Genomic DNA, 25,319 nt, shown 5'->3' on the forward strand with positions numbered 1-25,319 from the left:
AGAATACTAAAGTATCTCATACATATCCAGACACTGTGTGCCGCCCGTTCAAGACATGGCCCGGTTCAGCCGGGGCCCTTAGCTTCACCCAGTCCATATCGACGCGTGCATGGCGCGTGGAATTAAAAAGCATTAACAAGGATTGATACGATGAATATTTTTGTACAAGCACGCCAGGGAATAGTGACCCCTGAAGTCAACTACGTCGCCGGAAAGGAAGTGCTCTCCATAGAACATGTCATGACTCACTTCGCCCGGGGCGAAATCGTCATTTTTAAAAATAAAAAAAGAGATATCAATCCCGTGGGAGTGGGAAAAGGACTCACCACGAAGATCAATGCCAATATAGGCACCTCGCCGGATCTTTTCAACCTGGATACAGAGCTGGAAAAGCTGAAAATGGCCGTCAAGTACGGCGCCGACGCGGTCATGGATCTCAGCATCGGCGGCGATGTTACCTTCTTCCGCCGGAAGATACTGGAAAATTCATCGGTGCCCCTGGGAACAGTCCCCCTGTATGAAACTGCCAAGGAAATGACCGATCAAAAAAAATCCATCATGGAAATGACTATAAAGGATTTCCTGAAGGTAATACAGCGCCAGGCCGAGGAAGGCGTCGACTTCATGACCATTCATTCAGGCGTAACGCGGCAGTCCGTGGAATCACTCCGTTCCCAGAAACGCATCATAGGCATTACCAGCAGGGGCGGCTCCATACTGGGAGAATGGATGAAACTGAACAAAAAAGAGAATCCTCTCTACGAACATTATGACGAAATTCTCGACATACTTGCCGAATATAATATAGTCATCAGCCTGGGCGACGGTTTGCGCCCCGGGGCCACTCATGAAGCCAACGACCGGGGACAGATCCACGAGATGGTTATCCTGGGAGACCTGGCCCGCAGGGCCCGGGAAAAAGGCGTCCAGGCCATCATTGAAGGACCGGGACACATGCCGCTGAACATGATCGCCGACAACATGCGGCTGGAGAAAACCCTCTGCGACGGTGCGCCCTATTACGTGCTGGGCCCCCTGGTGACGGATGTCGCCCCGGGATACGATCACATTACCGGGGCCATCGGCGGCGCCATTGCCGCGGCCAGCGGCGCCGACTTTCTCTGCTACGTCACCCCGGCGGAACACCTGAGACTCCCCACCGTCGAAGACGTACGGGAAGGGGTCATTGCCTCAAAAATCGCCGCCCACGCGGGAGACATAGTCAAGCTGGGTGACAAGGCCCGCGCCTGGGACGATGAAATGTCCAGGGCCAGGAAAAGCCGGAACTGGGAAGAGATGTACCGCCTGGCCCTCGACGAGGACAAGGCGCGCAAATATAGAAGTGATTTGCCCTCGGACATGGATGATCAGTGTTCCATGTGCGGGGAATTTTGTGCGATAAAGCGGGATTATTAAGGAGGAAACGGTCTATGGCCGGCGAAACAAAGGATCTTCACTATTATGATTCATACAAGCAGGATCGCGATCTAATCCTTGAATACAACCAGATAACCCTTGATGACGTCAATGTTGTCAATATACTGGGGATCGGCGTCAATAACCTTACGCGCGAACAGGCCGTGGTGAAAATCATGAACATGATCAAGGATGGCGGCGTGTACCATGTAATACCGCTCAATCCCTACAAGCTGCACCGGATTAAAACCAACACGGACCTGCGCCTCATCTCCAGCAAAGCCCACATGCATTTTGCCAGCGGCGCAGGACTGATGTGGGCCGCGCGAAGACTGAAAACACCGCTGAAGGAGCAGATATCCATACTGAGCTTCATGATGGATATCATCCGCATAGCCGAAATCAATGAATATTCCATCTTCATCGTGGGCGGGCGGCCCGAAATAGCGGAAAAGGCCTTTTTCAACATTAAAAAATCCTTTCCCAACATCCGTATCGTGGGAAGGCACGGCGGATATTTCAACGCTGACCGGGAAAAATCCGTCATCGAGGCCATGCGCAAATCCGAGGCTAACATCGTCTTCGTTGGACTGGGTTTTCCCAAGGAAGAAAAATGGATCGAAAGCATAAAGAAAGAATTTACAAATACGATCTTTGTCAGCGTGGGCGGCAGTATCGATATTATTTCGGGAGAAATACGGAAGGCGCCCCCCTTCTTCATGGACAGGGGGCTGGACTGGTTTTACCGGATAATAACCAAACCCTGGCGGATCGGCCGGCTCATGAGGACCATGTGGTTTTTCATCCACGTATTATTCAAGGGATTGTTCACTAAATAATCCCCCGGCTATTTCTCATACTTGTTTTTTTTAGCCATGGTATCGCGGGCGGACTGAAGTTCAACGTTGGAGACTCGGCATCTTCCCAGCGTAAAGCCCTTCAGTTCCTCGCGGTAACCGCAGCTCCTGCACTGGAGAATGGCGTTTCCCTCGTCGCTCCACTGTGAAATGTCCACATACCGCGACGTGCACCTTCTGCAGAAAATAACCGAAATAAACTCACTCATAGCGAACCTGTTTTCCTTGACTCAAATTCTACGCTGCCGGCCCCTGTTTCGCCAGGACAGCCAGTATGGAAATATCCTCTCTCCGTTCAAGACCGCCGGAGAAATCCACGGAAAAACGTACCAGGCCGTCGATGATGCTCTCGGAAGAATCGTAATTTCCCTGCAGTTCTTCCATGATCCGCTTCAGTCCCAGGACCTGCCCCGCCCTGTTCCTGATATTCAGGATACCGTCGGTGACAACAACAAAAACATCACCGGGCCGCAGCAGGAGCCTTACCCTCTTGATCTCCTTTTCCTCGTCGCCGATGCTCATGACTCCCAGGCGGAGATACCGGGCTATTCCGTCGCGCACCAGGATGGGATAGGTCACACCGGCATTGGAGAAAAGCATTTCCCCGCTCTCCCTGTCTATGACGCCAAAAAACAGGGACATGCGCTTAACAAAATCCACATCGCGGGCCGCAGTGTTGCGGATATACTGGAGAAGGGCAGCCGGATCATGGCCCTTGAGACCCGAAAGCATCTTCAGCGCCCCATTGGCCGTGGAGGCCCGGAGCCCGCCGGGGATGCCCTTTTCATGGATGTCGCCCATGGCCATGGCCATTTTATCATCATCAAGCCTGTACAGGCCGTGAAACTCACCGCCCACCTCCCGGGCCGAAAGGGACCGCGCGGCGATCTCAAAATTGCCGTGAGTCACATTGAAACTGGGAACCAGCGTCTCCTGGATTGAACGGGCCGATACCAGCTCGCCCTTGATGCGCTCCTCTTCCAGGGCGCTCTGAAAAAATATAGCGTTCTGTACTGCCAGGGCCGCCTGGTCGGAGAAAATCTTGAAAAGGTTCTGGTCTTCGACGGTGAACTGGGGCCTGTTCACGGGATTGATGGCCTGGATGACCCCCAGGAGCTTTCCCTTAAAAAGAAGGGGCGAACACAGGATAGCCCGGGTCACAAAACCCGTGCTTTTATCGAAATTGGGATCAAAACGCTCATCACTGTAGACATCATTCACGATAAGGGGCTTGCGGTTGCTGGCAACCCATCCGGCGATGCCCTGCCCCATACGGACGCGGTATTTTTCCATTAACTCGTCACCGGCACTGCCCAGGGCCACCTTGAAAACGAGGTCGCCCGAATCCTCTTCGAGAAGCAGCAGGGTACTGGTTTCGGTCTCCATTATATCCTTGATGATTTCCATGATGATGGTGAGGAGCTTCCCGATATCCAGTGTCGAGTTGATGATGCTGTTTATGTCCACGAGCTTGCTCAGGTTGAGAAGCTGGCGCTCCAGGTACGCGAGGTTATGTTTGGTTTCCTGATCTTCCATTGGTTTCCTGTCTGTATTAATGGCTGAAATAGAACTGTATTGCCATGCCCTCCTGCTCCGCAGCGGGAAAAGCAACTGTATATTAAATGATGACTCTTATGTGATGTAAAGTAAAAAATGTATATTTTTATTAATATTCAGGATATGGGCGCACACCTGTTCATATACTGATTATCGCCACCCCGACGCGAGGTTTATTTACCTGCTTGTTCCGGAAGATTCTCAGAGGAAGAGCACGGAGGAAGGATGTAATTTTACCTGTTACTCGTAGTGAGTCCACATCCGGATTATCTTGACAATCTTTTCATCATCTAAAACCTGATAGACAAGACGATGCTGTATATTTATTCTCCGGGAATAAGCCCCTGACAGGTCGCCGGTAAGTTTCTCAAATGAAGGGGGATATCGGTAAGGGTCTTCAGTAAGGATATCCAATAATTCCTGAGCTTTCTCTTTCAATCCGGATTTACCAAGCTTTTTTGCGTCGGCCCGGGCCTGACTGGTAAACACCAGTTTATACTTCACCAGTCAAGATCCCCGGTGCACTCTGAAACAGGGGTTTTTAACCCTTTCATTATAGACTCCCTCATACCCGGGATGGATATCAAAAAAAGTGTTTCCTGAATGGCATTCCAGTCAGCTTCCGAAATCAACACTGCGCTTGTTCTCTTGCCGGTTATATGAATCGGTTCATGGGAAGCGTTTGCTTCATCGATTAAATGATACAAGCTGTCACGGGCTTTTGTGGCATTTATTGTTTTCATATCAACCTCTCTACTGCAATATAGCGTACGTTATTCCGAACGTCAAGTATATTATGGATACCTCTAAAAACCCTCCCCTTCACGCTCTTCGCGGCCTTCCTGTGACATCATTCTGTCTTTTTTTTCACACAAACGGCTTGACAAATCGTATTAATATTAAAATCATTAATTCAGGAGCATCCCATGCCGGAAAAAGCAAAAAAATCCACCCGACAGGTTTCTTTCAGCGACTACAAGGCCCTGAAGGATGAAATCATTGAAATCAGCGAACAGCGCTTTGAGAACATCCTGACAAAACGCCTGAAAGAGAACAACCGTAAGCTCATTGATGAGATATTCGCGCGCCTTGAACCACGTTTTGACGCAATTGACGCAAAATTCAACGCCATTGACTCAAGATTCGGCGCAGTGGATGCCAAATTCGCGGCAAATGACACAAAATTTGCCGCTATTGACATCCGCTTCGATTCCCTGGAAAAACGCATGACCTTCATGACCTGGTTTATCCCCATAGTTATTACCCTGGTCATGACAGTGTTGAAGGTGTTTTAAAGAACATTGACATCCCCGTATACTTTTTCAAACAATACCTGATTATATAAAAGGAGATACACCATTGAAAGGAATCATCCTTGCCGGAGGTAAAGGGACACGGCTTTATCCCATAACATTAACGGCATGCAAACAGCTTCTCCCCATCTATGATAAACCCATGATTTATTATCCCCTGTCCACCCTGATGCTGGCGGGTATACGTGACATCCTGATTATATCCAATCCTGAGGACTTGCCTATACTTAAAAAAATTCTGGGAAACGGCAGCAGCCTGGGAATAAGCCTCACCTACAGGGAACAGGCCAGGCCGCGAGGCATACCTGAAGCCTTTATTATAGGCGAAGATTTTATTGCCGATGAACCGGTGTGCCTTATACTGGGCGACAATATTTTCTTCGGCATGGGGCTGCCGGAACTGCTGACCAGGGCAGCCGATAATTTGACGGGCGCGACGGTATTCTCTTATTATGTAAATGACCCTGAACGCTATGGTGTTCTTGAGTATGATAAAAAATATAAGATCAAATCCATTAAAGAAAAACCTGATAAGCCCCTGTCTAATTACGCCATAACCGGCCTTTATTTTTTCGACAACAACGTTATCTCCATTGCAAAGATTCTGAAGCCCTCCCGGCGGCACGAGACTGAAATTACCGATGTATTAAAATATTACTTGAAAAATAAATCCCTTAAGGCCACAGTAATGGGGCGTGGTTTTGCCTGGCTGGATACGGGGACACATGACGCCATGATAGAGGCTTCACAGTATGTCAGGACTATCGAGCACAGACAAGGACTTAAAATAGCCTGTATAGAGGAAGTAGCCTACCGCATGGGGTATATCGATAAAAATGATCTCATAAAGCTGGCTTCAAAAATAAAAAATTCATCGTATGGTAAATATTTATTGAGAATTATCGAGCAGGATAACCTGATTAGGGGAAAATAACAAAGTACCACATCACAGTGATTGCAAACGAAATTTTATGAAATTCCAAACCCCTTATAACGATTGAACATTAAAACCATCATGGATCAAAAGAAAGTAGCAATACTGCAATCCAATTATATCCCCTGGAAGGGTTATTTTGATCTCATCAACATGGTGGATGAGTTCATACTTTATGATGATGTGCAGTATACCAAAAATGATTGGAGAAACCGCAACAGAATAAAAACTGTTCAGGGTGTGCAGTGGCTCAGCATTCCCGTATTTAAAGAAAGCCTTTCACAAAAAATTAAGGACACAAAAATAATACAACAGGATTGGAATAAAAAACACTGGAAGACGATAAAAATAAATTATGCAAAGGCGCAATATTTTAAAGATTATTCCGACAATTTTGAAAATGCATACATGACATGCACATATAAAAACCTCAGCGCAATTAATTATTCATTCATAAAGGCCATCAACAACATCCTGGGAATAACCACAAAAATATCTTTTTCCAGTGAATATTCATTTAAAGGTGATAAGACAGAAAAAATAATCTCAATTTTAAAAGAAGCGAAAGCAACAGAATATCTCTCAGGACCGGCAGCACGCGATTATATTGATGAAAATTTATTTCAGCAGGAAGGAATAACGCTTGCATGGATGAATTATTCCGGTTACAGGGAATACACACAGCTTTATCCCCCTTTTGAACATGCGGTGAGTGTTATTGATTTGATTTTTAATGAAGGGCCGAAGGCTAATAGGTATCTAAAAAGTTTTAAGGAAGTTATATGAAACTCTCAATTGTTACGACTATGTATTATTCGGAACCCTACCTAAAAGATTTTCATACCAGGGTCAAGGCATCAGCGGAAGCAATCACAAAAAGCTACGAGATCATTTTTGTTGATGACGGCTCACCGGATAATTCGCTACAGACAGTCATGGCACTTAAAAAAAAGAATGATAAAAAAATTAAAATAATTGAACTCTCCAGAAATTTCGGACACCATAAAGCTATGATGACCGGTTTGTCACATGCGAAAGGAGACTATGTTTTTCTTATTGATTCGGACCTTGAAGAAGAACCTGAACTGCTGGAGATATTCTGGAAGGAAATAAATGAAGACACGACATTGGATGTTATATATGGGGTACAAAAATTCCGTAAGGGCTACTTTTTAGAAAAGACATTCGGATATCTTTTTTATTCACTCTTTAACTACTTCTCAGATTATAAGCTTACGAGAAATCTGGTAGTAGCTCGTTTAATGAAAAAACAGTATGTCAAGTCTCTTTCTCAATATAACGAAGAGCACCCTCTTTTTGCCGGTTTATGTGTCCTGGCCGGTTATAACCAGAAAGAATATTACATAACCAAAGGACACAAAAAGCAGACGAGTTATTCATTTCGAAAAAAGTTATCTCTCGTTATTAATTCTATAACATCATTCAGTGCAAAACCGCTTGTATCTATATTTTATCTTGGGCTGATCATTCTTCTAATTTCGACTTTGTTTATTATTCGAATGCTTTATCAGAAAATTTTCCTTGGTGCTTCTATCGGATGGACCTCTATTGTAATTTCAATCTGGTTTTTTGGCGGACTGGTTATCTTCTGTCTTGGAATCCTTGGCATTTATCTCGCAAAAATATATGAACAGTCCAAACACCGTCCCTATACTGTAATAAAAAATTTTTATAAATGATAGCAGAACCTGGAAGCTTCACATTAATGAAGTAAATGGAATATGAAAATCCTTTAATTTTTCCATTATTGCGTATTTATATGCCGGTCTTGTGCAGAGCAATACATGCAGTTTGTCATTTGAAGCGGCAGTTTCCAGATTTATCACCTCTTTATTTAAATAATTTTCTCCTTTCTTTATTTCGTCAATAATAAATATTACATCATTAAATCGTCCTGAATTCATCAGTAAAATAGCACTATACATACCCGCACCAAACAACGCTAAATTACCCCCATTCACTTTTTCAAGCTCTTCCCGGAATCCAGACAAAATACCATCCCACCATTTTTGATGAAAGGAGTATATATCACCAGTACTCCTGATAATATCTTCAGAAAATGTTGTAGAATTTTTGCTTCCAGGGACTGATACGCATCGACATATATAATGATAGCTTGAAGCAAGATTTCTTTTATATATTATTTCATAACCAACAACCTTTAAATAATCATCCATTACACTCTTTTTATACATAAAGGAATGATCCCATATATAAGGTGTACACTCCGATTCCTCAAGAACCATAAATTCCAAACTGAGCAGAGTTCCGATATCTGAACACTCCCGAATTTTGAACAATTCAGGGAGCACGGGACTCCTGTTAAGCAATCCGTGAGCGATAATCACATCAAACTTTACGTCGGAAAAATAAGATGCTTTAAAAAAATCGTTAATAAAGATTATATTAGTATTTAATTCAATGTTTTGAATACTGTCCATCGATGGATCTATTCCATAACAATTCCATCCCGGAAAATGTTCACTAAAATTTTTTATCAATTCTCCCTTACCACAAGCAATTTCCAGCATATTCCCCTGTTTTTGTTGAAAAATACTAAAATTAGAAAAAAGATTGTTTAGAATATACTCATGTTTATTGAATACTTGGTTGTTTACAACGATAAAATGATTCTGTACTTTCTCCGATAAAGAGTATTCTTTGTGATAAAAATCATTTAATCTTTTTTCAGGGAAAAAATGCACCTCGATACACGCACAACGTAAACACAGTGTCCTTATCGCTTCTGCTTCACTTATTACTTTTGCATCTGATGTTAGAATTTGCTCATTTCTAGAGTTAATTGACTTCAACACCGTAAGGTCAGTATGGTTGCAGTTTGAACATTTAATATTTTTCAATGATGAAAGCATCGGCATTCTCCCGCATTACTACAGAGTTTTATTCACTTACACGTCCGCAACCAATAAGCGTCAAACCCAGATTTGTATGATAGAACAGTTTCTGAAAATTAACTACGGGAAACATTGTATACCTGTTCAATAACAATTTCACCCATGCCGGGAAGAGTGTCTTATAAGGAACATTTTTTAGACCGCTGTTTTTTGTTTTCTCCATCATATCAAAAGCATTCATTTCTTCGTAAAGGCTTCTCCGGGTCATAAGATTACCTAAATTAAACAGGATATTAGAAACAGGAAATCCGACGGAATTAATTATTATATCTTTCAAACAAACTTCTTCCATAACTCTGAAAAGATCCTTCCTGTCATATCTCCTATAGTGACCATATACTTCATCCTCAATACCCCATTTATCAACACGTCCCGGCACGGCGATAATGATATAACCATTATTTCTCGCCAACATTTTCAGTCGATCAAGAAACAGTAAATCATCTTCCAAATGTTCCATCACCAGCATGCTAAATACCAGGTCTGCTTCGACACCATGGCTACCTGTCATCACATCGGCTTCGATAATTGAATACACCCCTCTATCGATATACTCCTGCATGTTTTTTTTCAGGATTTCAATCATGGCTTGAGAAAAATCAATACCATATCCTTTAATCGATTTATTGCATAATCTGGCAGAAAGGTGACCTTCTCCGGGACCGACTTCGATAAAGGAGTGAGGACAAATTTTCCCAATCAATTGGAAAAATGTTTCATTCAGACACCATGTACCTGGCGGATCAATCTGCAGCATCTTTTTTTGTTTTATGTCAGTTCCCACAACAACTCCCGCAGCGATCCGATTTTTCTATACGATGGTCTTCCAAGTTTTAGATAATTTTGTTCAGAAAAATTAAAAAAAGTCCCATCACGCTGTATCCAGTACTTAAGCCGAAACCCGGCATCAGCCGCTCCGGCAATATCCCTAAAAAGATTATCTCCGACCATAGCAAGATTGGCAGCATCAATGCACATTTTACCAGCAATATTTAAAAAAGCTCCTTTATCCGGTTTTTCTTTACCGCATTCACGCGTAAAAACAACGGCATCAAATAAAGATTCAAGCCCGGATACACGAAGTTTCTGTTTCTGTGAATCAGGTGGATTATCAGTTAGTAAAGCGAGCTTATAGCCTCTCGTTTTCAGTTCAACAAGCGTCAGTTCAGCATCTTTGTAAAGGCAAGTATCGACGGGTTCAATTCTGCGATATGTATCGATAAATATATCTCTTGAACTTTGTTCAAGTGAAAGATAGTCACATACGGCGTCTATGGTTTTACTCCTGTTACCCTCCTCAAGCATCCATAAAACCAGGGATAAAAAATCTTCTCGGGGAGGCAGAATATGTGAATGTTTTTCCCAGAGAATTTCAAATTTATTCATAATCCACTTTTTTTGATCCAGCAATGTGTCATCAAGATCGAAGACAACACCCTTGATATTCCCTGCAGGTTCTCTGAAATAATACATCTCTTCAAGATATCGCACCATGATCATGCTTTTTCTATCATTTAAGTGTACCGATGAACCAAACTTTAAAAATTTTCCATCAATGGATGAGCAAAAGAAAAGAGGCAGGTTAATTGCGACACCATAAGTAAAGACCATCGAAGTTCCCACTCGGGGATTGATATCCGAAATGTAAACATAATCATCAGTTTTCAAAATTTGAAAATTGAAAAGACCAATTGCGCCACGAGACACCAGCTTTAAAATTAAATGATTTGCCAGATTTTGCAGGTCCTCATCAAAAACAGACTCGGAGATAATCGCAAATCCCCCCGATGTCCGGTTCCGTCTTCTGATGACAGGATCTGACGCTATGGTTTGACTATTAACTGCAAAATCTATTGAATACTCTAAAAAATTTTGAAGCAATGGCTGAAAAATATAATCCTTTTTCAGTTTATCAATACTGTAATTAATCAAATCACTTTCATGATGTATTTCAATAAAGCCTTTTCCTCCAAAACCAGATAAAGGCTTCCCGATAACAGGCAATCTTTCTACATTATCAATATCAATCTCAGGTATGAACGGCAATCCTTCATCCATGAGAAATTGTTTAAGCAATCGTTTATCCTGCAATGTTCCAAGCAGAGCAGAAGACGACACGGCAACATGAATATTTTTCGATTCAAAATATCTTTTTTGCAAAGATAAAAGGCGCAGTTCATACTCCATGGATGGGAAGATTATGTTTATTGATTCCTTTTCACAGATATCCTGAAGAAAATCAATGAAAACATCCTCATCCTTAATTAATGGGGCCTGATAAAATACATCAACAAAATATCTGCTGGTATTTTCTTCATAACAATCAATGAGAATTGTTCTGATAAATTCGGATTTAATCAAGCCCTTGATGATAGCAAGACCTGAAAAACCACCTCCTGATACGACTAATGCATTGATCATGTCAGTAACGATCACCGGGCTTCAGGTTCAAAAAAAAGAGAACGCCCTGTTTGCCAATCACGGCAGTTTTTGCACAAATCATGGCTAAAATCTCCTTTCCAGTGCTGTTCCCTTCTTTTTGCAAGCTCCCCGTTCCACACTTCCTTAATCGACATGTTTTTAATATTCCCTGGACTGTATTCACCTTCGAAATCGGCATCGCTGCAATGTGCAAAATTGCCGTTCCAGTGTATTGCACAATTACGTATGAGCATTGGGCATGGGAAAGTCCGAGCCGCAGGAGGAAGATTAAGTGAACGATGCGTGTCTACAGCAGTGCCCCAACCGATTTTAGGACGCACTTTAAGTTTGGCCCCGAGATTCAGCCAGAATTGTTTGAAGTCCTCGAACTCTTCCTCATTTTCATCCATTAAGATATATTGAAGGTACAACCGAGGCTGGCTTAATTTCCGCTCTTTAATAACATCCAGCAGATACTTGATATTTTCAACGACTGTGGTTAAATCCCCTCCCACCCTGATTTTATCATAGGTCTCTTCTCTATATGAATCTATACCGATTATTATTTCGCTTACACCGGCCATAATCAGTTTTTCACACAAATCCGGTTTCATTAAAACTGCATTTGTGTTAAGATGTATATTTATTACACCGGCCTTTTTTGCATATAAAATCATTTCGATAAGTTTATCTCCCAGCAAAAGCGCTTCACCCATAATAGCAAGCCATAACCGTGTATCCGGACTCTCACGTGCGATCTCATCAACAATTTTTTTAAAGGTATCAAAGGACATTTCTCCTTTGGCTCTTTTCAAGGTCTTTTGCGGACACATAGAACATTTCAGATTACAATAGGCCGTCGTTTCGACCAGGACTTCAACAGGAAAATCTGTTTTTTTCAAAGTTGGAATAATAGCATCGAATTGAGGTTCCCACATAGTACACCATCACTGTGAATTATTTAAATATTAAAAGAATGATTTAAAAAAATAAAAGTCAAGAATTATTCCATAGATAAAATAAATTTAAACTCCATGGAATGGAAATTCAATTACGAGGATAATAATTTGTCGGCCATATCAAGAATACCTGAAAAATGATTTTATTATTTCAAGACATTTTTTCTCTTGAATATTTCCACTAATATGTAAGTGTTTGCATTAAAGATACATATTTTAACACAGAAAATAAATCAATGTCCCACATATATATTATAATATCCATCGCATGCGTGATAATCAGTCAGGTTTTATTAAAATGGCGCATGACAATACTTGGTCATTTGCCGACAACCATATCCGAAAAACTGATTTTCCTGATTACATCGCTTTTTGATCCCTATGTATTCATCTGCATAGTGTTGACCTTCATATCAGGCCTTTCGTGGATAGCCGCCATGACCAAATTCGAGCTGAGCTATGCTTTCCCTTTCACCAGTCTGTCCTATATTGCGATACTTGTTCTCTCATCATTTTTATTCCACGAACAGATGACCCTGTCAAAAATTTCCGGCCTGATATTCATTATTATAGGCATAATTATAAGCAGCAGATAATAAAGCGACGTGAGATAAACATGAGCAAGCCGATTCCGGAAAACATTCTTCAATGTCCAGCGTGCGGAAGTGATCAATTGCTGATGAAAGAAAATTCCATTGAATGCCACGCGTGCAAAATGATTTATCTGAAAAACGGGAAAAGGTTCTATTTTGTTGAAAAGAATCCTGCAATACATGACACTCTGGATGGCATCAAACATGCCTTAAAACCCTTCGCTAAAATATATAATTTTATGATATGGCTGGCAAGTCCTGTTTTCAGTTTTGCACATCATAAACACTTTATACAAAAATATATCGCGCATAACGACATCGTCGCCATAAACCTGGGCAGCGGCAACAGCAATATCTCCGATAACATCTCCAACATTGACCTCTTCCCCTATGAAAACGTCGATCTCACCTGCGACATGCTCAACATCCCCTTCAGTGACAACTCAGTGGACTGCGTCATAACCCTGGCCGCTCTCGAGCATGTTCCCCACCCTGAAAAGGCCGTACAGGACATGCACCGCATCCTGAAACCGGGCGGTATGGTATGCTGTTATATGCCTTTCATTGTCGGCTTCCACGCAAGCCCCGGAGACTATACCCGTCTGACTACTGAAGGATTGAAAACCTTATTCGAAAATTTTGATCTCATCGACATGAAAGTAGGCGGCGGCCCCACCAGCGGCCTGCTCTGGATACTGCAGGAGTGGCTGGCCCTCGTCCTTTCGTTTGGCTCGAAAAAACTGCATTTGATCCTTTATATTATCATCATGCTCCTGACCTTTCCTCTGAAATTTTTGGATATAATTCTAATCCATCATCCCATGGCGCATAACATCGCCAGCGGCTTCTTTATAACAGCCAGGAAAAAATAACGATGGTAGTCTGTCCACGCTGCTATATTCAAATACAAACCGCTGGTGATATATACCGATGCGGCGAATGCGGATATACGGCAAAAACGATGAATTCCATAATAATCTTTGAGCCGGATATGGCCCATGATAATCGGGACTATCCCCAGGATGGCCTGCATTCCCTTTATAAAATTGAGAACAGCCACTTCTGGTTCCTGAACCGAAAGGAATATATTGCCGACCTCTTTGACCGATATATATCGAAAAACAATAAAATCATAGAGGTGGGTGCCGGAACCGGAAATGTTTCCAACATGCTCCGGAGCCGGGGATATTCTATAGCGGCAGGAGAGCTGCACATCGAAGGTCTGCGTATGGCCCGCGGGCACGGCCTGTGTGAATTATACCAGTTCGATATTTTCAATCCGCCATTCCGGGAGCACTTTGACACCGTTTGCGCCTTCGACGTAATAGAGCATTTTGATAATGATACCGGGGCACTGAAAAAAATCCACGGGATGCTGAAAAATGACGGCCAGGTAATCATAACCGTCCCGGCCCACCGGTGGCTCTGGAACTCCGAAGACGTACTGGCCCGTCACAAACGACGATACGACCTGAAAAGGATACGCTCCATTTTCACTGCATCGGGATTCGAGATCATTGAAACACGGCATTTTTTCACTTTCATAATTCCCCTGCTCTTCATTCGAAGATTCATCAACAGAGACATGGTAGAAGATCGACAGCATGAAATAAAAATAAACCCGGTGATAAACGGAATATTATATTATATAACAAAACTGGAGTTTTTCCTCACCCGGCGGCTGAAGCCGCGCCTCGGCGGCAGCATTTCCGTTGTAGCCATGAAGGTAAAAAGTTAAATTGCTTGAAATTTATTCTTATAATTAATATCCTTGGTATACTTATCCACATCACCGGAATAAATTAAGAGGCTGGCATGTATTTAAATACTACGGAAAAAGAAATGATTAAAGAAGACATTATCTCCTCACTTAAGACCAATAAAGAAGTGAAAAAAATAATCGTCTTCGGATCATTTTTTAAAACTGAAAATCCCGGGGATATAGATGTAGCTTTATTTGAAGATAGTGATGATGACTACCTGACCCTCGCGTTGAAATACAGGAAACAGCTGAGAAAAATATCAAAAATATTGCCTATTGATATAATTCCGTTAAAGGCAGGCAAAGAATCATCCTTTTTAGATGAAATCAACCATGGTACTGTCATCTATGAAAGGTGAAACCGCCTCCTGGCTCGCTTATGCGCAAGATAATGTGGATGCAGCTGAAATCCTTATCACAAGCGAGCTATATAATCCGGCATTGCAGAATATTCAACAGGTTATTGAAAAATATCTAAAGGCATTATTACTGGATACTGGCACCAGGCTTAAGAGGACTCATAGTATAAATGAATTGGTCTCTCTATTGAAGGACAACAGTATAATGGTTAAAATAGATGACGATGAAATTGACTTGATTGACTCAATATACCTTCCTTCGAAATACCCCGGAGGAAGCGCTCTCCCGGATTTTATTCCCGATAAAATAATCTGTAATAAATGTTTTGATATATTAATGAAAGTTAAACAATCCGTATCTGACTACCTGAATGCCGCATGAAACATAAAACGAAACATCTCTTCACGATCTTCGCGCCCTTCCTGTGATATCTTTTTTTGATAACAGGAAAGTATTTTAAAACTATTGGAGCAGCCATGATACCCTTCAACAAACCCTGTGTGACCGGAAAGGAAGAACAATACCTGAAAAAAGTCATTGAAAACGGCATCTTCGCAGGCGACAACGAATTCACTAAAAAATGCCATGCATGGTTCGACAATGTATTCCCCGGATCACGAAGCCTCATGACTCCCTCGGCCACCCATGCCCTGGACATGTCGTGCATCCTCATCGACCTGAGGCCCGGCGACGAGGTGATAGTTCCCTCCTTCACCTTCCCGGCCACGGCCACCTGCGCCACCATGCGCGGCGCAACACCGGTCTTTGTAGACATACGGCCCGATACTTTAAACATAAACGAAAATCTCATTGAAGAGGCTATAACGGGCCGCACCAGGGCCATCCTGCCGGTGCACTACGCGGGAGTTGGCTGTGAGATGGAGGCCATCATGGACATTGCCCGTCGCCACAATCTGCCGATCATCGAGGACTCGGCCCAGGCGATCCTCTGTTCATACAAGGGCAAACCCCTGGGAACCTTTGGGCTCTTCGGCTGCTTCAGCTTTCATGAGACCAAGAACCTTCAGTGCGGCGAAGGGGGCGCCATGATCATTAATGATCCCGCATACTTTGAACGGGCCGAAATTCTCAGGGAAAAGGGAACAAACCGCTCTAAGTTCTGGCGCGGCGAGATAGACAAGTATTCCTGGGTGGATACGGGATCATCCTATATCCCTTCAGAACTCACCTCGGCCTTTTTATACGCGCAGCTTGAACAGGCTGAAACGATCATGAAGGACCGGTTGAAAAGCTGGGACCTGTATTATAAAGGGCTTACTCCCCTTGAAGATAAGGGACACATCGAACTGCCTCGTATCCCGGAACACTGCAAGCACAACGGTCATATTTTTTATATTAAGGTAAGAGATCTTAAAGAGCGAGACGCGATTATTAAATTTCTCCGTGAAAAGGGCATATACAGTGTGTTTCACTATGTGCCTCTGCACAGCTCCCAGGCCGGTCGTAAATATGGGCGCATGCACGGCGAGGACTGCTACACCACGAAGGAAAGCGACCGGCTTGTGCGGCTGCCCATGTATTATCAATTAACAAATGAAGAAATACATAAAGTCATTGATAATGTGCAATCATTTTTCGCTTAACTTTTTAAAAGGATCACCGATAACAGCCGGTTCGGGCGGATATATAAGGGGCGGTTTGCCGGTATATGTTCCCTTCAAAACACCCTGCACTATCATTCGCGCCCCGGCTGCGCTCCTTACGCCTTCAGTTTTCTCCATAAAAAATTCAAGAGCCTTATACCATTTTGTGTTTTTGATTGAATTAACATCTCCTGTCTTCATCTCCGACAAAGGAGCCGGGGAAAATACGCTGTTGCCGGCATTAAAAATTGAACCAGGCAACGATGCGCCGGTTCCGGGCTCTGTTTCTGTATTTTTCCAAATCCAATAGTTGATAATGCCATAGTTATACGCACCGTACAGGTCATCGGATTCCTTCTCCAGGGCCTTATTGACATATTCAAGCGCTTTGCGGTCAATATTTCCAGTCCATGATTCAACGGCTTTATGGTAATACATAGATATAAGCAGATATTTATCCACAAAAACCGTATCGGATACGTTTTCAAATATCCCGATTGCGTTGGAGTAATCACGGTTATAATAGGCCACAACACCTTTTATATAGTCGCCCATCTTCTGGACGACTTCCACCTGATCCGCCAGTCCAAACCGCCGACTCATACTGGTAAATATTATTTGCACACCCTCCCAGTCCCGAATGCTCAGAGCAAAAGCGCATGCCTCTGCCGCGCTATGAAGGTTCTTTATGTTTCCCAATGATGATCCCCGGACAATACTGTTTTGAGGCAGCGGCACTTCCTTCTTTACGAATACCGGCCCTGAAGGGCCGTAGTAGGCCAGTTTCCAATCCGCAGATTCGTAAAAATAGGTAATGAGTACCTGATTCATATATTGAAGATTAATTACATCAAAGGGATACTTTTTAACAAAGGATTCAATGCTTTTACCGCTATCGAAATCTAAAAATTCCCTGTACATATCCTTAAAAGGAAAATAACGCGGATCGATCATTATTTTAACATCCGGCCCCAGCCTCCAGAGCATATAACCGCCGTTATTATATACATTGCCTATTTTATAAGCTGAATAATTCTGTTTTATAAATTCCGTTTCATCCATGGAGTTAATATAGCCATTTCCCAGTCCCAGCCACTGTTCCCTCGGAGGGGTAAACAGGGCATTGTAAACGGTCCAGCGGACCTGATCGAGACTGATCAGCACTACGATGATGATGTAAACCCACACGACAGCCTTGCGTTTAATTTTCGCAATCAAAGCGTCATCGGCCAGCATATACAGGGTATTGAATGCAAAGACAGGAGCCCAGAAAAAAGTGGTCCGTAAAAACTTGAGATACAGCGCGATATAAAACAAGTTTGTTAAAATAATAGCAAAATCATACTTTTTAGTTTTCTTAACGGCAATAAAAGCATACAATGTCACCAAAAGCGAGATGATAATATAAAGTGTTGGGTTTGTAATTCCAAAAGTGGCGCTGTATGCGGATATTCTCTCAAAATCCCCGGATACCGCATCATACTGAAACGTCATTTGGAATAACTGTACAGGATATTTCCACCCATAAGGCGTTATAAATAAAGCTATTCCCGAGAGAATGAACGCTATTAAAAGATGTTTCCGTACCTCTGCTTCGAGGGCCTCTGTTGGATTAAACCGAGAATTTATAATATCTCCGAGAAGGACAAGCCCGAGGAAAGGAAAACCGAATATAAAAGCGCCATGAGTGTTGACCCACAGGAGCATGATTACGGGAAACAGGTATACAGCTTTATAATATTTCTTCCCCTCAACCCTGATAAACCACCACAGAAAGACCGTTATAAACATGAATAAAAAAGAAATTATCTCCGGCTTAATCAATGTTGCTCCAATTCCTGCAATGAGCAGAGAAACAAGCCCGGTCAATCCTGAAAGGGGATGAAAAGCTACCCCTGTTTTGATGGCTGCCCAGACAAATAAAAACAGGGAAAGCAGCGGGATTATATAGCGCAACGCATACAGGGCATTGACCCCCCCCCATTGATATAATTTATAGAAACATATCTCGGGCAGCCATGCACAATAAATAATATCGTTTGTCGCCTTTGTCCATGTGTATATGGTATGATCCGGTATCAATGTTTTATTTTCGAGAAGATATTTGCCATAGGACATGTGCCACCATGTATCGCCATCACCAATGGGGCGTGTGTACATGAAAAAAATAACGATAACGCAGAGTAGTATTGAAAAAACAAACACGCCCTTCTTAAGCAGTTCCATTGTATAGCAGCACTCCTTCTTAACAAAAATAATACGATCGAGTCGATAATAACTCCATGATATTTTTATACTGTCAAGAAAAAATGAACAGATATTTCTTATAATCTCACTGGATTGAAAAATTAATTATTAAAAACTTTTTTATCGAGCATTGAATATCAAAACAACCACATAATATTAATCATTTAATTAATATTTAAACAACATTATGTCTCTTTTTGTGCATATTTAAACAAATACATTCAAATTTTTGGTTATTTTTGTTACAAAAAAGATTGACTTTATAATTTACGTATGGCTAAATCACTGCTAGCGTATGTTCTTTTTACGCTATCATTTAAAGTATATAATAAATAAAAAAATGGAGGTCTCACTACATGAAGAAAGTTAACATTCTTCTAATGGCACTGGTCATTGCTCTGGCATTCGGCACAACTGCCTTCGCCAAAAACGGTCTGTCCGTGGGTGTTGGTTTTGGTACAAAATTTGACTGTAATAGTCTCGGCGACACCATATCCAATGATGGTCTTGACAAAATTGATGACGATGGTACGAATTACGGCTCGGCGATTATTCCCGAAAACACACTTATTGCAATGGATAAATTGGGCTACGTCAAAAATGTCAAAGATGCTGGATCAATCACAGCTTTCGATTTCGCCATCAATGCACGTTACGATATGCTCAATTACCTCTTCGTCAGGACCGGATTCAACTATAACAGTAATTTCGGCATGACGAAAACGTCATGGAAATATGATGGAACAAATGGAACTGTTTCTGCATTGGGTCTTATCGATGCCAAGCAGTCCCAAACATGGGAATATTCCTCATGGGCCATTCCTATTCAGTTAGGTCTCAATATTCCCATCAGCGAAGGCAAATATAACATCTATATGGGAATGGGTATCACCATGGCCAAAGGTACATGGTCTCTTAAAGTAAAGGCCCCTGCCCAGGCTTATCAATTATTTACCGGTGATGCTAATGGCGCCATTGATACCAAAGTTACATTTGATAACTTCGGTGTTGGCCTCAACTATCTTCTTGGTGTTGATGCAGAAGTGTATGACAACCTTTTCGTCTTTGTTGAAATGGAGTATCAGTTTGTTGCCGGTATGAGCAAAGCGGAAACCGTTAAAGACGCTGATGCAATACCAGTTCTCGGAACAAACACAATGGCATACCCGGTTGTTTCCGGCGGTGCTATTTATCGCGTTGGCGTGAAATACCATCTGGGATTTGCGTCAATATAAGCTCTTTTCCATTTAAATTACAAAAAAATCCGCCCTCCTCCCGAGGGCGGATTTTTTTATATGCTTGCATTGAGCTATAAAGGCGACGGGTAAAAAAACAGAGTTTTTGTAAATAATCCCTGTTATATCAGTTAAGGAAGAAAAATAGAAAACTTTACAGGAAGATTATAATCTACGAAAGCAAGGTCTCCAATATAACGGTTTTGTGATAACATATTCATTTTAAAATCTTAACGAAACCGCAGCATCAAATCCTTCATACGGACCTATTTCCCGCGCCCTCTCATTCCTCTGAGTTGCCATGGAAACCCGCGAGAAAAACGATACTGATATTCTTTGTTCCGCTACGGAATTCAAACCGTTTTCTTCATTGAGCTTATCAATATACTTATATGAATAGATCATGTCTCCGATAGTCAGGGCCAGCCATATTGACGCCGAAGTGATGGCCCATATCTGATACGTCTTTCTCTTAAAATATCTATCTACTACTGAATTATTACTCATACCGGAATCCGATTTGGAAACAGTTCCTATCATTGGTACGACAAGGGGAGTAAAGAAAAAAATGCTCTTTGAAACGGCAAAAGTCATTCCCATTACCGGTTTGGTTCCCGCCCAGAGACTCCCGCTGTACATGGGAATCAACGAAATCCACATGGCCGTCTTCGGCGAATAATACTTTTTCTCTCCGGAAACCATCTGCCTGTGCTTCACCTTCATCTTCCTCGCCCGGTTCTTCTCATCCACTACGGTGTAAACCGAATCCTTTTTAATCACTGTTTCATCAGAAGAGGAAAGCTCCTTCCGCACGGTGTAGGCAGTCTCGTCCTCATCAACAATATAGGCCTTCATCCGGGTATTATCGTTCATGAAAAACTCATACTGTACTTTATAATCTTCCCCTTCCAGGACCCGGAGCACCGAATCTGCCGGAATTTCCATTTTAATGTTATTTTTCCCCTTAAAAGATACGGTCTTGTCGGTTTCTCCCGTGACTGTCCCTTCCATGATAGTCCCGTCTTTCAAAAACAGGGCTTCGGCAAAAAGATTTTGCGTCGATAAAAACATGCAGGCCAGCATGGTGATTATTCCCATGGCCGGTACGATTGATTTTTGAATGCTCTGTTTCATGTATCCTTCCTGTGATTGCGCCTGACTCCCTCCCTCTGCCGTATAGACGCGATTAATCGCGTCTGTACGGGTGAAAGAAGGCTGCGCCGTAAATTTATATAGCTCTTAATATGGGACGAGCATGGCGTGATTCATCTTTTATTGCAATTATTTTTTGCTATAACGGGGCAGACTGGAAACCTTAAATCAGGTTTTAAAACAATACTGGGAAATATTTGCCGAGTTCCCGTATAGCCTGATCTTTCTTTAATAAATAACATTATTCTCACTGATACAAAATCCAGGATATGTTGATTTCGTATCGCGGTATCAGTACTATGAGATATGATTAAAAAACTTTACTGACCATAAATTTTATATTGACACGTGAAGATACTTTCTATATTCTATAATATAGATTATATAGTTTTTTTTATCTTTATTATGATGCCTTTTTAATATAGATTATACCGTATCTGTCTTAATAGAATTGATTTTATTGAATTTATTTGCAATAAGCTTCACATCTTCGGATTCTCGTTTTGTTTTTTTCAATTGATAGGTCTAAGCCGGAACAAAGGTTATTATTTATAAGTCCGGCAAAATGAATTAAATAATCATTCTAAACCCAAATCAAAATCAGTCCTGACAATGAGCAGACTATATATAATCATTTATTCAAAATAATTCAGGGATAAAAGTGTATTCCTGTTAAAATAATATTTAAATTAAAGAGGTGTAAAATGAAGAAGTATAAGGTTATGAGTTTACTATCCGTCTTATCGCTGCTGATTGCAAGCAACGCATTTGCTACAAATGGTATGCGGCTCATAGGTTTCGGACCCGTACAGAGGGCCATGGGGGGCGTAGGCGTCAGTGCCACCCTTGATGGAGCTTCCACTCTGACGAATCCTGCCGGCATGGTAGATCTGAAAGGAAGGATCGATTTTGGTGCTACGTATTTTTCTCCTTTTGTAACACTGGAAACCGGTGGCGGCGATATCGACTCGGACAAAGGAGCCTCACCGGTCCCGGCTTTCGGGCTTATTATTCCGACTGCTATTGACAATCTCAGCTTCGGTGTAGGGGCATACGGTGTTTCAGGCATGGGTGTTGATTTCAATCTGTCTGCCATGAGCATGATCATGTATACCTCCTATTCACTGATGCGTTTCACTCCCGGCGTTGCCTACAAAATCATGGATATGATTTCCGTCGGCGCGACCGCAAATATCATGTACGCCACTATGGAATATTCCATGAATCTTGGTGGCGGTCAGATGTCCGATATGGGCGCTTCGGCCTTCGGGGGAGGATTCACTCTAGGCGTGCAGGTAAAACCAATCGAAATGGTTACCATAGGCTTCGTATATGAATCGACAAGCTGGTTCCAGAATTTCAAATTCAACCAGTACATCGACGGCGGCACGGTAACTGAAAACTCTATGGACTTTAACCAGCCCATGAACCTTACTGCCGGGGTGAGCGCCGAACCGATAAAGGGCCTCATCATCGCCTTCGATCTTCAGTGGATCCAGTGGTCCGAAACGAACGGCAACAATAAGCCCGCCTTTACCGGCGGCAACATGGATATGGACTGGGAAGACCAGATTGTATACAAGGTCGGCGTTCAATACGCAGTTATACCTCTCGTCACGGTCCGGGCTGGAGTCAACTACGGCAAGAGCCCCGTACCGTCATCTTCCAAGGACGCCAATCAGTACGGCGTGAATGCCGCTTTTCCCGCCATTACCGAATGGCATATTACGGGAGGTCTTGGCCTGAACCTCTCAGAAAAACTTGAAGTAAATCTTGGCGCGATGTTCGCACCTGAAGCATCACTGGCCGTCGGTGCTTTAGGCAAAGTGAAAATGACCCAGTATTCACTTGATGCAGGTGTAGGATACAAATTCTAATTATCTGCTTTAATCAACAAGCAATACAAAAAGGGGTAGCTTTCCGGGATACCCCTTTTTTGCCTTATAGGTACGGACAGGTCGCGACCTGTCCGTACCTATAAGGCCCATAGATCGATATTTACTATTTCCTCCCCCTCTCCGCCGCCGCGCCGATGAAATCGCGAAACAGGGGACTGGGGTCCGTGGGCCTGGACTTGAATTCGGGATGGAACTGTGTGGCCACAAACCAGGGATGGTCCGGCAGCTCGATGGTCTCCACCAGGTTATTCTGGGGATGAATGCCGCCGAAGACCATGCCCTTCTCCTCGTAGAGCTGCTTGTACTTCAATGTGTATTCAAAGCGGTGGCGGTGCCGTTCCACCACGGACTGCTTTCCGTATATTTTCCGAATGAGGGTTCCTTCCTGGAGTTTGCACAGGAAACCTCCCAGGCGCATGGTGCCTCCCTTGTCCACCACCATCTCCTGCTCCTCCAGGAGCGAAATGACGGGATGGGGCGTTTCCTGGTCTATCTCCGTTGAGTTGGCGTTTTCCAGTCCGCACACACTGCGGCCGAATTCTATTACGGCACAGTGCAGTCCCAGGCAAATGCCGAAAAAGGGTATCTTCCGCGTGCGCGCGTAATTGATGGCCTGAATTTTACCTTCAATGCCCCGGTTGCCAAACCCGCCCGGGACCAGAATGCCATCGACGTCCTTCAGTGCAGTCTCAACGCCGCCCTTCTTCATGTTCTCCAGGTCCTCGGAATCGATGCGCAGTATGTTCAGCTCCGCCTCGTTGGCCACGGCGCCATGGATCAGGGCCTCGTAAATGGAGCGGTAGGAGTCCTGCAGGGCTATGTATTTCCCCACCACGGCAATGGTGACCTTTTTCTTCGGATTCCGCTGTGTTTTAATGAATTTGTCCCATTTGGGAATCTTCAGCGCCGGGGCCTCAAGTTCAAAATGTTCCAGCACTATTGTGTCGAACCCCTCTTCGTGGAACATGTAGGGAATCTCGTATATGGAGCCCTGTATGTCAATAGCCGAGATGACGTTTCTTTCTCCCACGTTGCAGAAGAGGGCGATCTTGCCCTTCATCTCATCGGAGAGTTTGTTTGCCGTGCGGCACAGGAGCATGTCGGGAATAATACCGATCTGCATGAGTTCCTTTACGGAATGCTGGGTCGGCTTGGTCTTGGCCTCACCGGCAACGGTGATAACCGGCACCAGGGTGAGGTGGATATTCATGACCCTCTTTCTTCCCAGTTCCTGCCGAATCTGCCGTATGGCCTCGAGAAAGGGAATACTTTCGATGTCGCCCACGGTACCGCCTATTTCCACCAGGACAAAATCAAGCTCATCCTCGTTTGCTACGTCGTATATTCGTTTTTTAATTTCATTGGTGATGTGAGGGATTACCTGTACCGTTCGGCCCAGGTAGTCGCCGCGCCGTTCGCGCTGGATAACGGCGTTGTATATCTGGCCCGTGGACACGGAATTCTTCTTTGACAGCTTTGCGTTGGTAAATCGTTCGTAATACCCCAGGTCCAGGTCCGTCTCGGCGCCGTCCTCGGTAACATAGACCTCGCCGTGCTGGAAAGGACTCATGGTGCCGGGATCGATATTTATATAGGGGTCCATTTTTATCAGTGAAATCCGGTACCCGTGCCCCTCCAGGAGAAGCCCCAACGATGCCACGGAAATACCCTTGCCCAGGGAGGAACATACACCGCCGGTCACAAAAACGAATCTGGTTTTATGATTTTCCATAACGCCATCCTGCTCAAACTTGATTTAAATCGGAATTATGCGACTACACTGCAAAGGGGGAACATGCCCCGGGAAATCACAAATATTATGTCACTATATCTCACATAAACCATATAAATAAGACATGGCAAGCTGTAAAATAAAAATTATAAAAAAATCCTGCAAAACAGAAAATTTAATCTGCCTGTAACAATACAGGACTTTTATCCTGCCTTGTCATAATTTTCCTGATTTATCCGGTTAAGCCGTCACTAATTCCAGTCCCCTCCTCAAACATCACTTGACATTATTTCTGTCATAAATTACATTTTCTACACTGCGCTTCCCCCAGGATAGCGCCGGT

At 43.2% G+C, this 25,319-nt stretch carries 25 protein-coding genes; 14 read left to right on the forward strand and 11 right to left on the reverse strand.

Annotated features, from left to right (window positions below; all coding sequences use genetic code 11):
- The first annotated feature begins 150 nt into the window (after positions 1–150).
- Both CVV44_15060 and CVV44_15065 read left to right on the forward strand, forming a co-directional pair.
- Positions 151–1,416, forward strand: coding sequence for a phosphomethylpyrimidine synthase (locus CVV44_15060; protein PKL37661.1), 1,266 nt, complete (start codon positions 151–153; stop codon positions 1,414–1,416).
- Between the two features lie 14 nt (positions 1,417–1,430).
- Positions 1,431–2,255: a glycosyl transferase gene (locus CVV44_15065; GenBank protein PKL37662.1), complete on the forward strand. Its 825-nt coding sequence runs from the start codon at positions 1,431–1,433 to the stop codon at positions 2,253–2,255.
- 8 nt (positions 2,256–2,263) lie between these two features.
- Here the strand turns inward: CVV44_15065 and CVV44_15070 are convergent, their stop codons facing one another.
- From CVV44_15070 to CVV44_15085, 4 genes are all read right to left on the reverse strand, one after another.
- Positions 2,264–2,482, reverse strand: a complete 219-nt coding sequence (locus tag CVV44_15070; protein ID PKL37663.1) for a hypothetical protein — start codon at positions 2,480–2,482, stop codon at positions 2,264–2,266.
- Positions 2,483–2,510: 28 nt separating this feature from the next.
- Positions 2,511–3,809 carry a hypothetical protein gene (locus tag CVV44_15075; protein ID PKL37664.1) on the reverse strand — a complete coding sequence of 433 codons (1,299 nt, stop codon included), beginning with the start codon at positions 3,807–3,809 and terminating at the stop codon, positions 2,511–2,513.
- A 261-nt stretch (positions 3,810–4,070) separates the two neighbouring features.
- Entirely contained in the window at positions 4,071–4,334 is a 264-nt protein-coding gene (locus CVV44_15080) for a Txe/YoeB family addiction module toxin (protein ID PKL37665.1), read from the reverse strand.
- On the reverse strand, positions 4,331–4,573 hold the full coding sequence (locus CVV44_15085) for a type II toxin-antitoxin system prevent-host-death family antitoxin (protein ID PKL37666.1): 243 nt from the start codon (positions 4,571–4,573) through the stop codon (positions 4,331–4,333). Before CVV44_15085 ends, CVV44_15080 begins: the two co-directional genes overlap by 4 nt.
- A 183-nt stretch (positions 4,574–4,756) precedes the next feature.
- Between CVV44_15085 and CVV44_15090 the strand changes: the two genes are divergently transcribed.
- The 4 genes from CVV44_15090 (at position 4,757) to CVV44_15105 (ending at position 7,777) form a co-directional block, all read left to right on the forward strand.
- On the forward strand, positions 4,757–5,125 hold the full coding sequence (locus CVV44_15090; GenBank protein PKL37667.1) for a hypothetical protein: 369 nt from the start codon (positions 4,757–4,759) through the stop codon (positions 5,123–5,125).
- Positions 5,126–5,189: 64 nt separating this feature from the next.
- Positions 5,190–6,077, forward strand: a complete 888-nt coding sequence (rfbA, locus tag CVV44_15095; GenBank protein ID PKL37668.1) for a glucose-1-phosphate thymidylyltransferase — start codon at positions 5,190–5,192, stop codon at positions 6,075–6,077.
- Between the two features lie 81 nt (positions 6,078–6,158).
- Complete coding sequence (locus CVV44_15100) at positions 6,159–6,863, forward strand: hypothetical protein (protein PKL37863.1); 705 nt, start codon at positions 6,159–6,161, stop codon at positions 6,861–6,863.
- Positions 6,860–7,777 carry a glycosyl transferase gene (locus CVV44_15105; protein ID PKL37669.1) on the forward strand — a complete coding sequence of 306 codons (918 nt, stop codon included), beginning with the start codon at positions 6,860–6,862 and terminating at the stop codon, positions 7,775–7,777. The genes CVV44_15100 and CVV44_15105 overlap by 4 nt, the downstream gene beginning before the upstream one ends.
- 18 nt (positions 7,778–7,795) lie before the next feature.
- Here the strand turns inward: CVV44_15105 and CVV44_15110 are convergent, their stop codons facing one another.
- Genes CVV44_15110 through CVV44_15125 form a run of 4 tightly spaced genes read right to left on the reverse strand, consistent with a single transcriptional unit; the run spans position 7,796 to position 12,372 of the window.
- The gene (locus tag CVV44_15110; GenBank protein ID PKL37670.1) at positions 7,796–8,977 is read right to left on the reverse strand and encodes a hypothetical protein; all 1,182 of its coding nucleotides are present in this window, start codon (positions 8,975–8,977) and stop codon (positions 7,796–7,798) included.
- A gap of 22 nt (positions 8,978–8,999) precedes the next feature.
- Positions 9,000–9,797 carry a hypothetical protein gene (locus CVV44_15115; GenBank protein PKL37671.1) on the reverse strand — a complete coding sequence of 266 codons (798 nt, stop codon included), beginning with the start codon at positions 9,795–9,797 and terminating at the stop codon, positions 9,000–9,002.
- Positions 9,782–11,434 (reverse strand): hypothetical protein, encoded by a 1,653-nt coding sequence (locus CVV44_15120; protein PKL37672.1) that lies wholly within the window; start codon positions 11,432–11,434, stop codon positions 9,782–9,784. The genes CVV44_15115 and CVV44_15120 overlap by 16 nt, the downstream gene beginning before the upstream one ends.
- Before the next feature lie 11 nt (positions 11,435–11,445).
- Entirely contained in the window at positions 11,446–12,372 is a 927-nt protein-coding gene (locus tag CVV44_15125; protein PKL37673.1) for a hypothetical protein, read from the reverse strand.
- A gap of 257 nt (positions 12,373–12,629) precedes the next feature.
- Here CVV44_15125 and CVV44_15130 point away from each other — a divergent pair, with 257 nt between their 5' ends.
- From CVV44_15130 to CVV44_15155, 6 genes are all read left to right on the forward strand, one after another.
- Positions 12,630–12,989: a hypothetical protein gene (locus tag CVV44_15130; protein PKL37674.1), complete on the forward strand. Its 360-nt coding sequence runs from the start codon at positions 12,630–12,632 to the stop codon at positions 12,987–12,989.
- 20 nt (positions 12,990–13,009) lie between these two features.
- Positions 13,010–13,858 (forward strand): hypothetical protein, encoded by an 849-nt coding sequence (locus CVV44_15135; protein PKL37675.1) that lies wholly within the window; start codon positions 13,010–13,012, stop codon positions 13,856–13,858.
- A gap of 2 nt (positions 13,859–13,860) precedes the next feature.
- Positions 13,861–14,724 carry a hypothetical protein gene (locus tag CVV44_15140; protein ID PKL37676.1) on the forward strand — a complete coding sequence of 288 codons (864 nt, stop codon included), beginning with the start codon at positions 13,861–13,863 and terminating at the stop codon, positions 14,722–14,724.
- 77 nt (positions 14,725–14,801) lie between these two features.
- Positions 14,802–15,107 carry a nucleotidyltransferase domain-containing protein gene (locus tag CVV44_15145; GenBank protein PKL37677.1) on the forward strand — a complete coding sequence of 102 codons (306 nt, stop codon included), beginning with the start codon at positions 14,802–14,804 and terminating at the stop codon, positions 15,105–15,107.
- Positions 15,097–15,489: a DNA-binding protein gene (locus CVV44_15150; GenBank protein ID PKL37678.1), complete on the forward strand. Its 393-nt coding sequence runs from the start codon at positions 15,097–15,099 to the stop codon at positions 15,487–15,489. The genes CVV44_15145 and CVV44_15150 overlap by 11 nt, the downstream gene beginning before the upstream one ends.
- 95 nt (positions 15,490–15,584) lie before the next feature.
- Entirely contained in the window at positions 15,585–16,712 is a 1,128-nt protein-coding gene (locus tag CVV44_15155; protein PKL37679.1) for a dTDP-4-amino-4,6-dideoxygalactose transaminase, read from the forward strand.
- Here CVV44_15155 and CVV44_15160 read toward each other — a convergent pair.
- Complete coding sequence (locus CVV44_15160; GenBank protein ID PKL37680.1) at positions 16,698–18,938, reverse strand: hypothetical protein; 2,241 nt, start codon at positions 18,936–18,938, stop codon at positions 16,698–16,700. The genes CVV44_15155 and CVV44_15160 overlap by 15 nt on opposite strands.
- Before the next feature lie 377 nt (positions 18,939–19,315).
- Between CVV44_15160 and CVV44_15165 the strand changes: the two genes are divergently transcribed.
- Complete coding sequence (locus tag CVV44_15165) at positions 19,316–20,194, forward strand: hypothetical protein (GenBank protein PKL37681.1); 879 nt, start codon at positions 19,316–19,318, stop codon at positions 20,192–20,194.
- A 222-nt stretch (positions 20,195–20,416) separates the two neighbouring features.
- Here the strand turns inward: CVV44_15165 and CVV44_15170 are convergent, their stop codons facing one another.
- Positions 20,417–21,328, reverse strand: coding sequence for a hypothetical protein (locus CVV44_15170; GenBank protein ID PKL37682.1), 912 nt, complete (start codon positions 21,326–21,328; stop codon positions 20,417–20,419).
- Between the two features lie 722 nt (positions 21,329–22,050).
- Between CVV44_15170 and CVV44_15175 the strand changes: the two genes are divergently transcribed.
- Entirely contained in the window at positions 22,051–23,223 is a 1,173-nt protein-coding gene (locus CVV44_15175) for an aromatic hydrocarbon degradation protein (GenBank protein ID PKL37683.1), read from the forward strand.
- A 124-nt stretch (positions 23,224–23,347) separates the two neighbouring features.
- Here CVV44_15175 and pyrG read toward each other — a convergent pair whose 3' ends face one another.
- Entirely contained in the window at positions 23,348–24,976 is a 1,629-nt protein-coding gene (gene pyrG, locus CVV44_15180) for a CTP synthetase (GenBank protein PKL37684.1), read from the reverse strand.
- Positions 24,977–25,319 lie beyond the last annotated feature (343 nt).

The organism is Spirochaetae bacterium HGW-Spirochaetae-1, assembly GCA_002839375.1.
Classification (GTDB): Bacteria; Spirochaetota; UBA4802; order UBA4802; family UBA5550; genus PGXY01.

What these genes read in the sequence shown, in the direction of transcription:
- CVV44_15060 (PKL37661.1), top strand. Translation starts at nt 151, where the DNA reads ATGAATATTTTTGTACAAGCACGCCAGGGAATAGTGACCCCTGAAGTC.
- CVV44_15065 (PKL37662.1), top strand. Translation starts at nt 1,431, where the DNA reads ATGGCCGGCGAAACAAAGGATCTTCACTATTATGATTCATACAAGCAG.
- CVV44_15070 (PKL37663.1), bottom strand. Translation starts at nt 2,482, where the DNA reads ATGAGTGAGTTTATTTCGGTTATTTTCTGCAGAAGGTGCACGTCGCGG.
- CVV44_15075 (PKL37664.1), bottom strand. Translation starts at nt 3,809, where the DNA reads ATGGAAGATCAGGAAACCAAACATAACCTCGCGTACCTGGAGCGCCAG.
- CVV44_15085 (PKL37666.1), bottom strand. Translation starts at nt 4,573, where the DNA reads ATGAAAACAATAAATGCCACAAAAGCCCGTGACAGCTTGTATCATTTA.
- CVV44_15090 (PKL37667.1), top strand. Translation starts at nt 4,757, where the DNA reads ATGCCGGAAAAAGCAAAAAAATCCACCCGACAGGTTTCTTTCAGCGAC.
- CVV44_15100 (PKL37863.1), top strand. Translation starts at nt 6,159, where the DNA reads ATGGATCAAAAGAAAGTAGCAATACTGCAATCCAATTATATCCCCTGG.
- CVV44_15105 (PKL37669.1), top strand. Translation starts at nt 6,860, where the DNA reads ATGAAACTCTCAATTGTTACGACTATGTATTATTCGGAACCCTACCTA.
- CVV44_15110 (PKL37670.1), bottom strand. Translation starts at nt 8,977, where the DNA reads ATGCCGATGCTTTCATCATTGAAAAATATTAAATGTTCAAACTGCAAC.
- CVV44_15120 (PKL37672.1), bottom strand. Translation starts at nt 11,434, where the DNA reads ATGATCAATGCATTAGTCGTATCAGGAGGTGGTTTTTCAGGTCTTGCT.
- CVV44_15125 (PKL37673.1), bottom strand. Translation starts at nt 12,372, where the DNA reads ATGTGGGAACCTCAATTCGATGCTATTATTCCAACTTTGAAAAAAACA.
- CVV44_15130 (PKL37674.1), top strand. Translation starts at nt 12,630, where the DNA reads ATGTCCCACATATATATTATAATATCCATCGCATGCGTGATAATCAGT.
- CVV44_15135 (PKL37675.1), top strand. Translation starts at nt 13,010, where the DNA reads ATGAGCAAGCCGATTCCGGAAAACATTCTTCAATGTCCAGCGTGCGGA.
- CVV44_15140 (PKL37676.1), top strand. Translation starts at nt 13,861, where the DNA reads ATGGTAGTCTGTCCACGCTGCTATATTCAAATACAAACCGCTGGTGAT.
- CVV44_15145 (PKL37677.1), top strand. Translation starts at nt 14,802, where the DNA reads ATGTATTTAAATACTACGGAAAAAGAAATGATTAAAGAAGACATTATC.
- CVV44_15150 (PKL37678.1), top strand. Translation starts at nt 15,097, where the DNA reads ATGAAAGGTGAAACCGCCTCCTGGCTCGCTTATGCGCAAGATAATGTG.
- CVV44_15155 (PKL37679.1), top strand. Translation starts at nt 15,585, where the DNA reads ATGATACCCTTCAACAAACCCTGTGTGACCGGAAAGGAAGAACAATAC.
- CVV44_15160 (PKL37680.1), bottom strand. Translation starts at nt 18,938, where the DNA reads ATGGAACTGCTTAAGAAGGGCGTGTTTGTTTTTTCAATACTACTCTGC.
- CVV44_15165 (PKL37681.1), top strand. Translation starts at nt 19,316, where the DNA reads ATGAAGAAAGTTAACATTCTTCTAATGGCACTGGTCATTGCTCTGGCA.
- CVV44_15170 (PKL37682.1), bottom strand. Translation starts at nt 21,328, where the DNA reads ATGAAACAGAGCATTCAAAAATCAATCGTACCGGCCATGGGAATAATC.
- CVV44_15175 (PKL37683.1), top strand. Translation starts at nt 22,051, where the DNA reads ATGAAGAAGTATAAGGTTATGAGTTTACTATCCGTCTTATCGCTGCTG.
- pyrG (PKL37684.1), bottom strand. Translation starts at nt 24,976, where the DNA reads ATGGAAAATCATAAAACCAGATTCGTTTTTGTGACCGGCGGTGTATGT.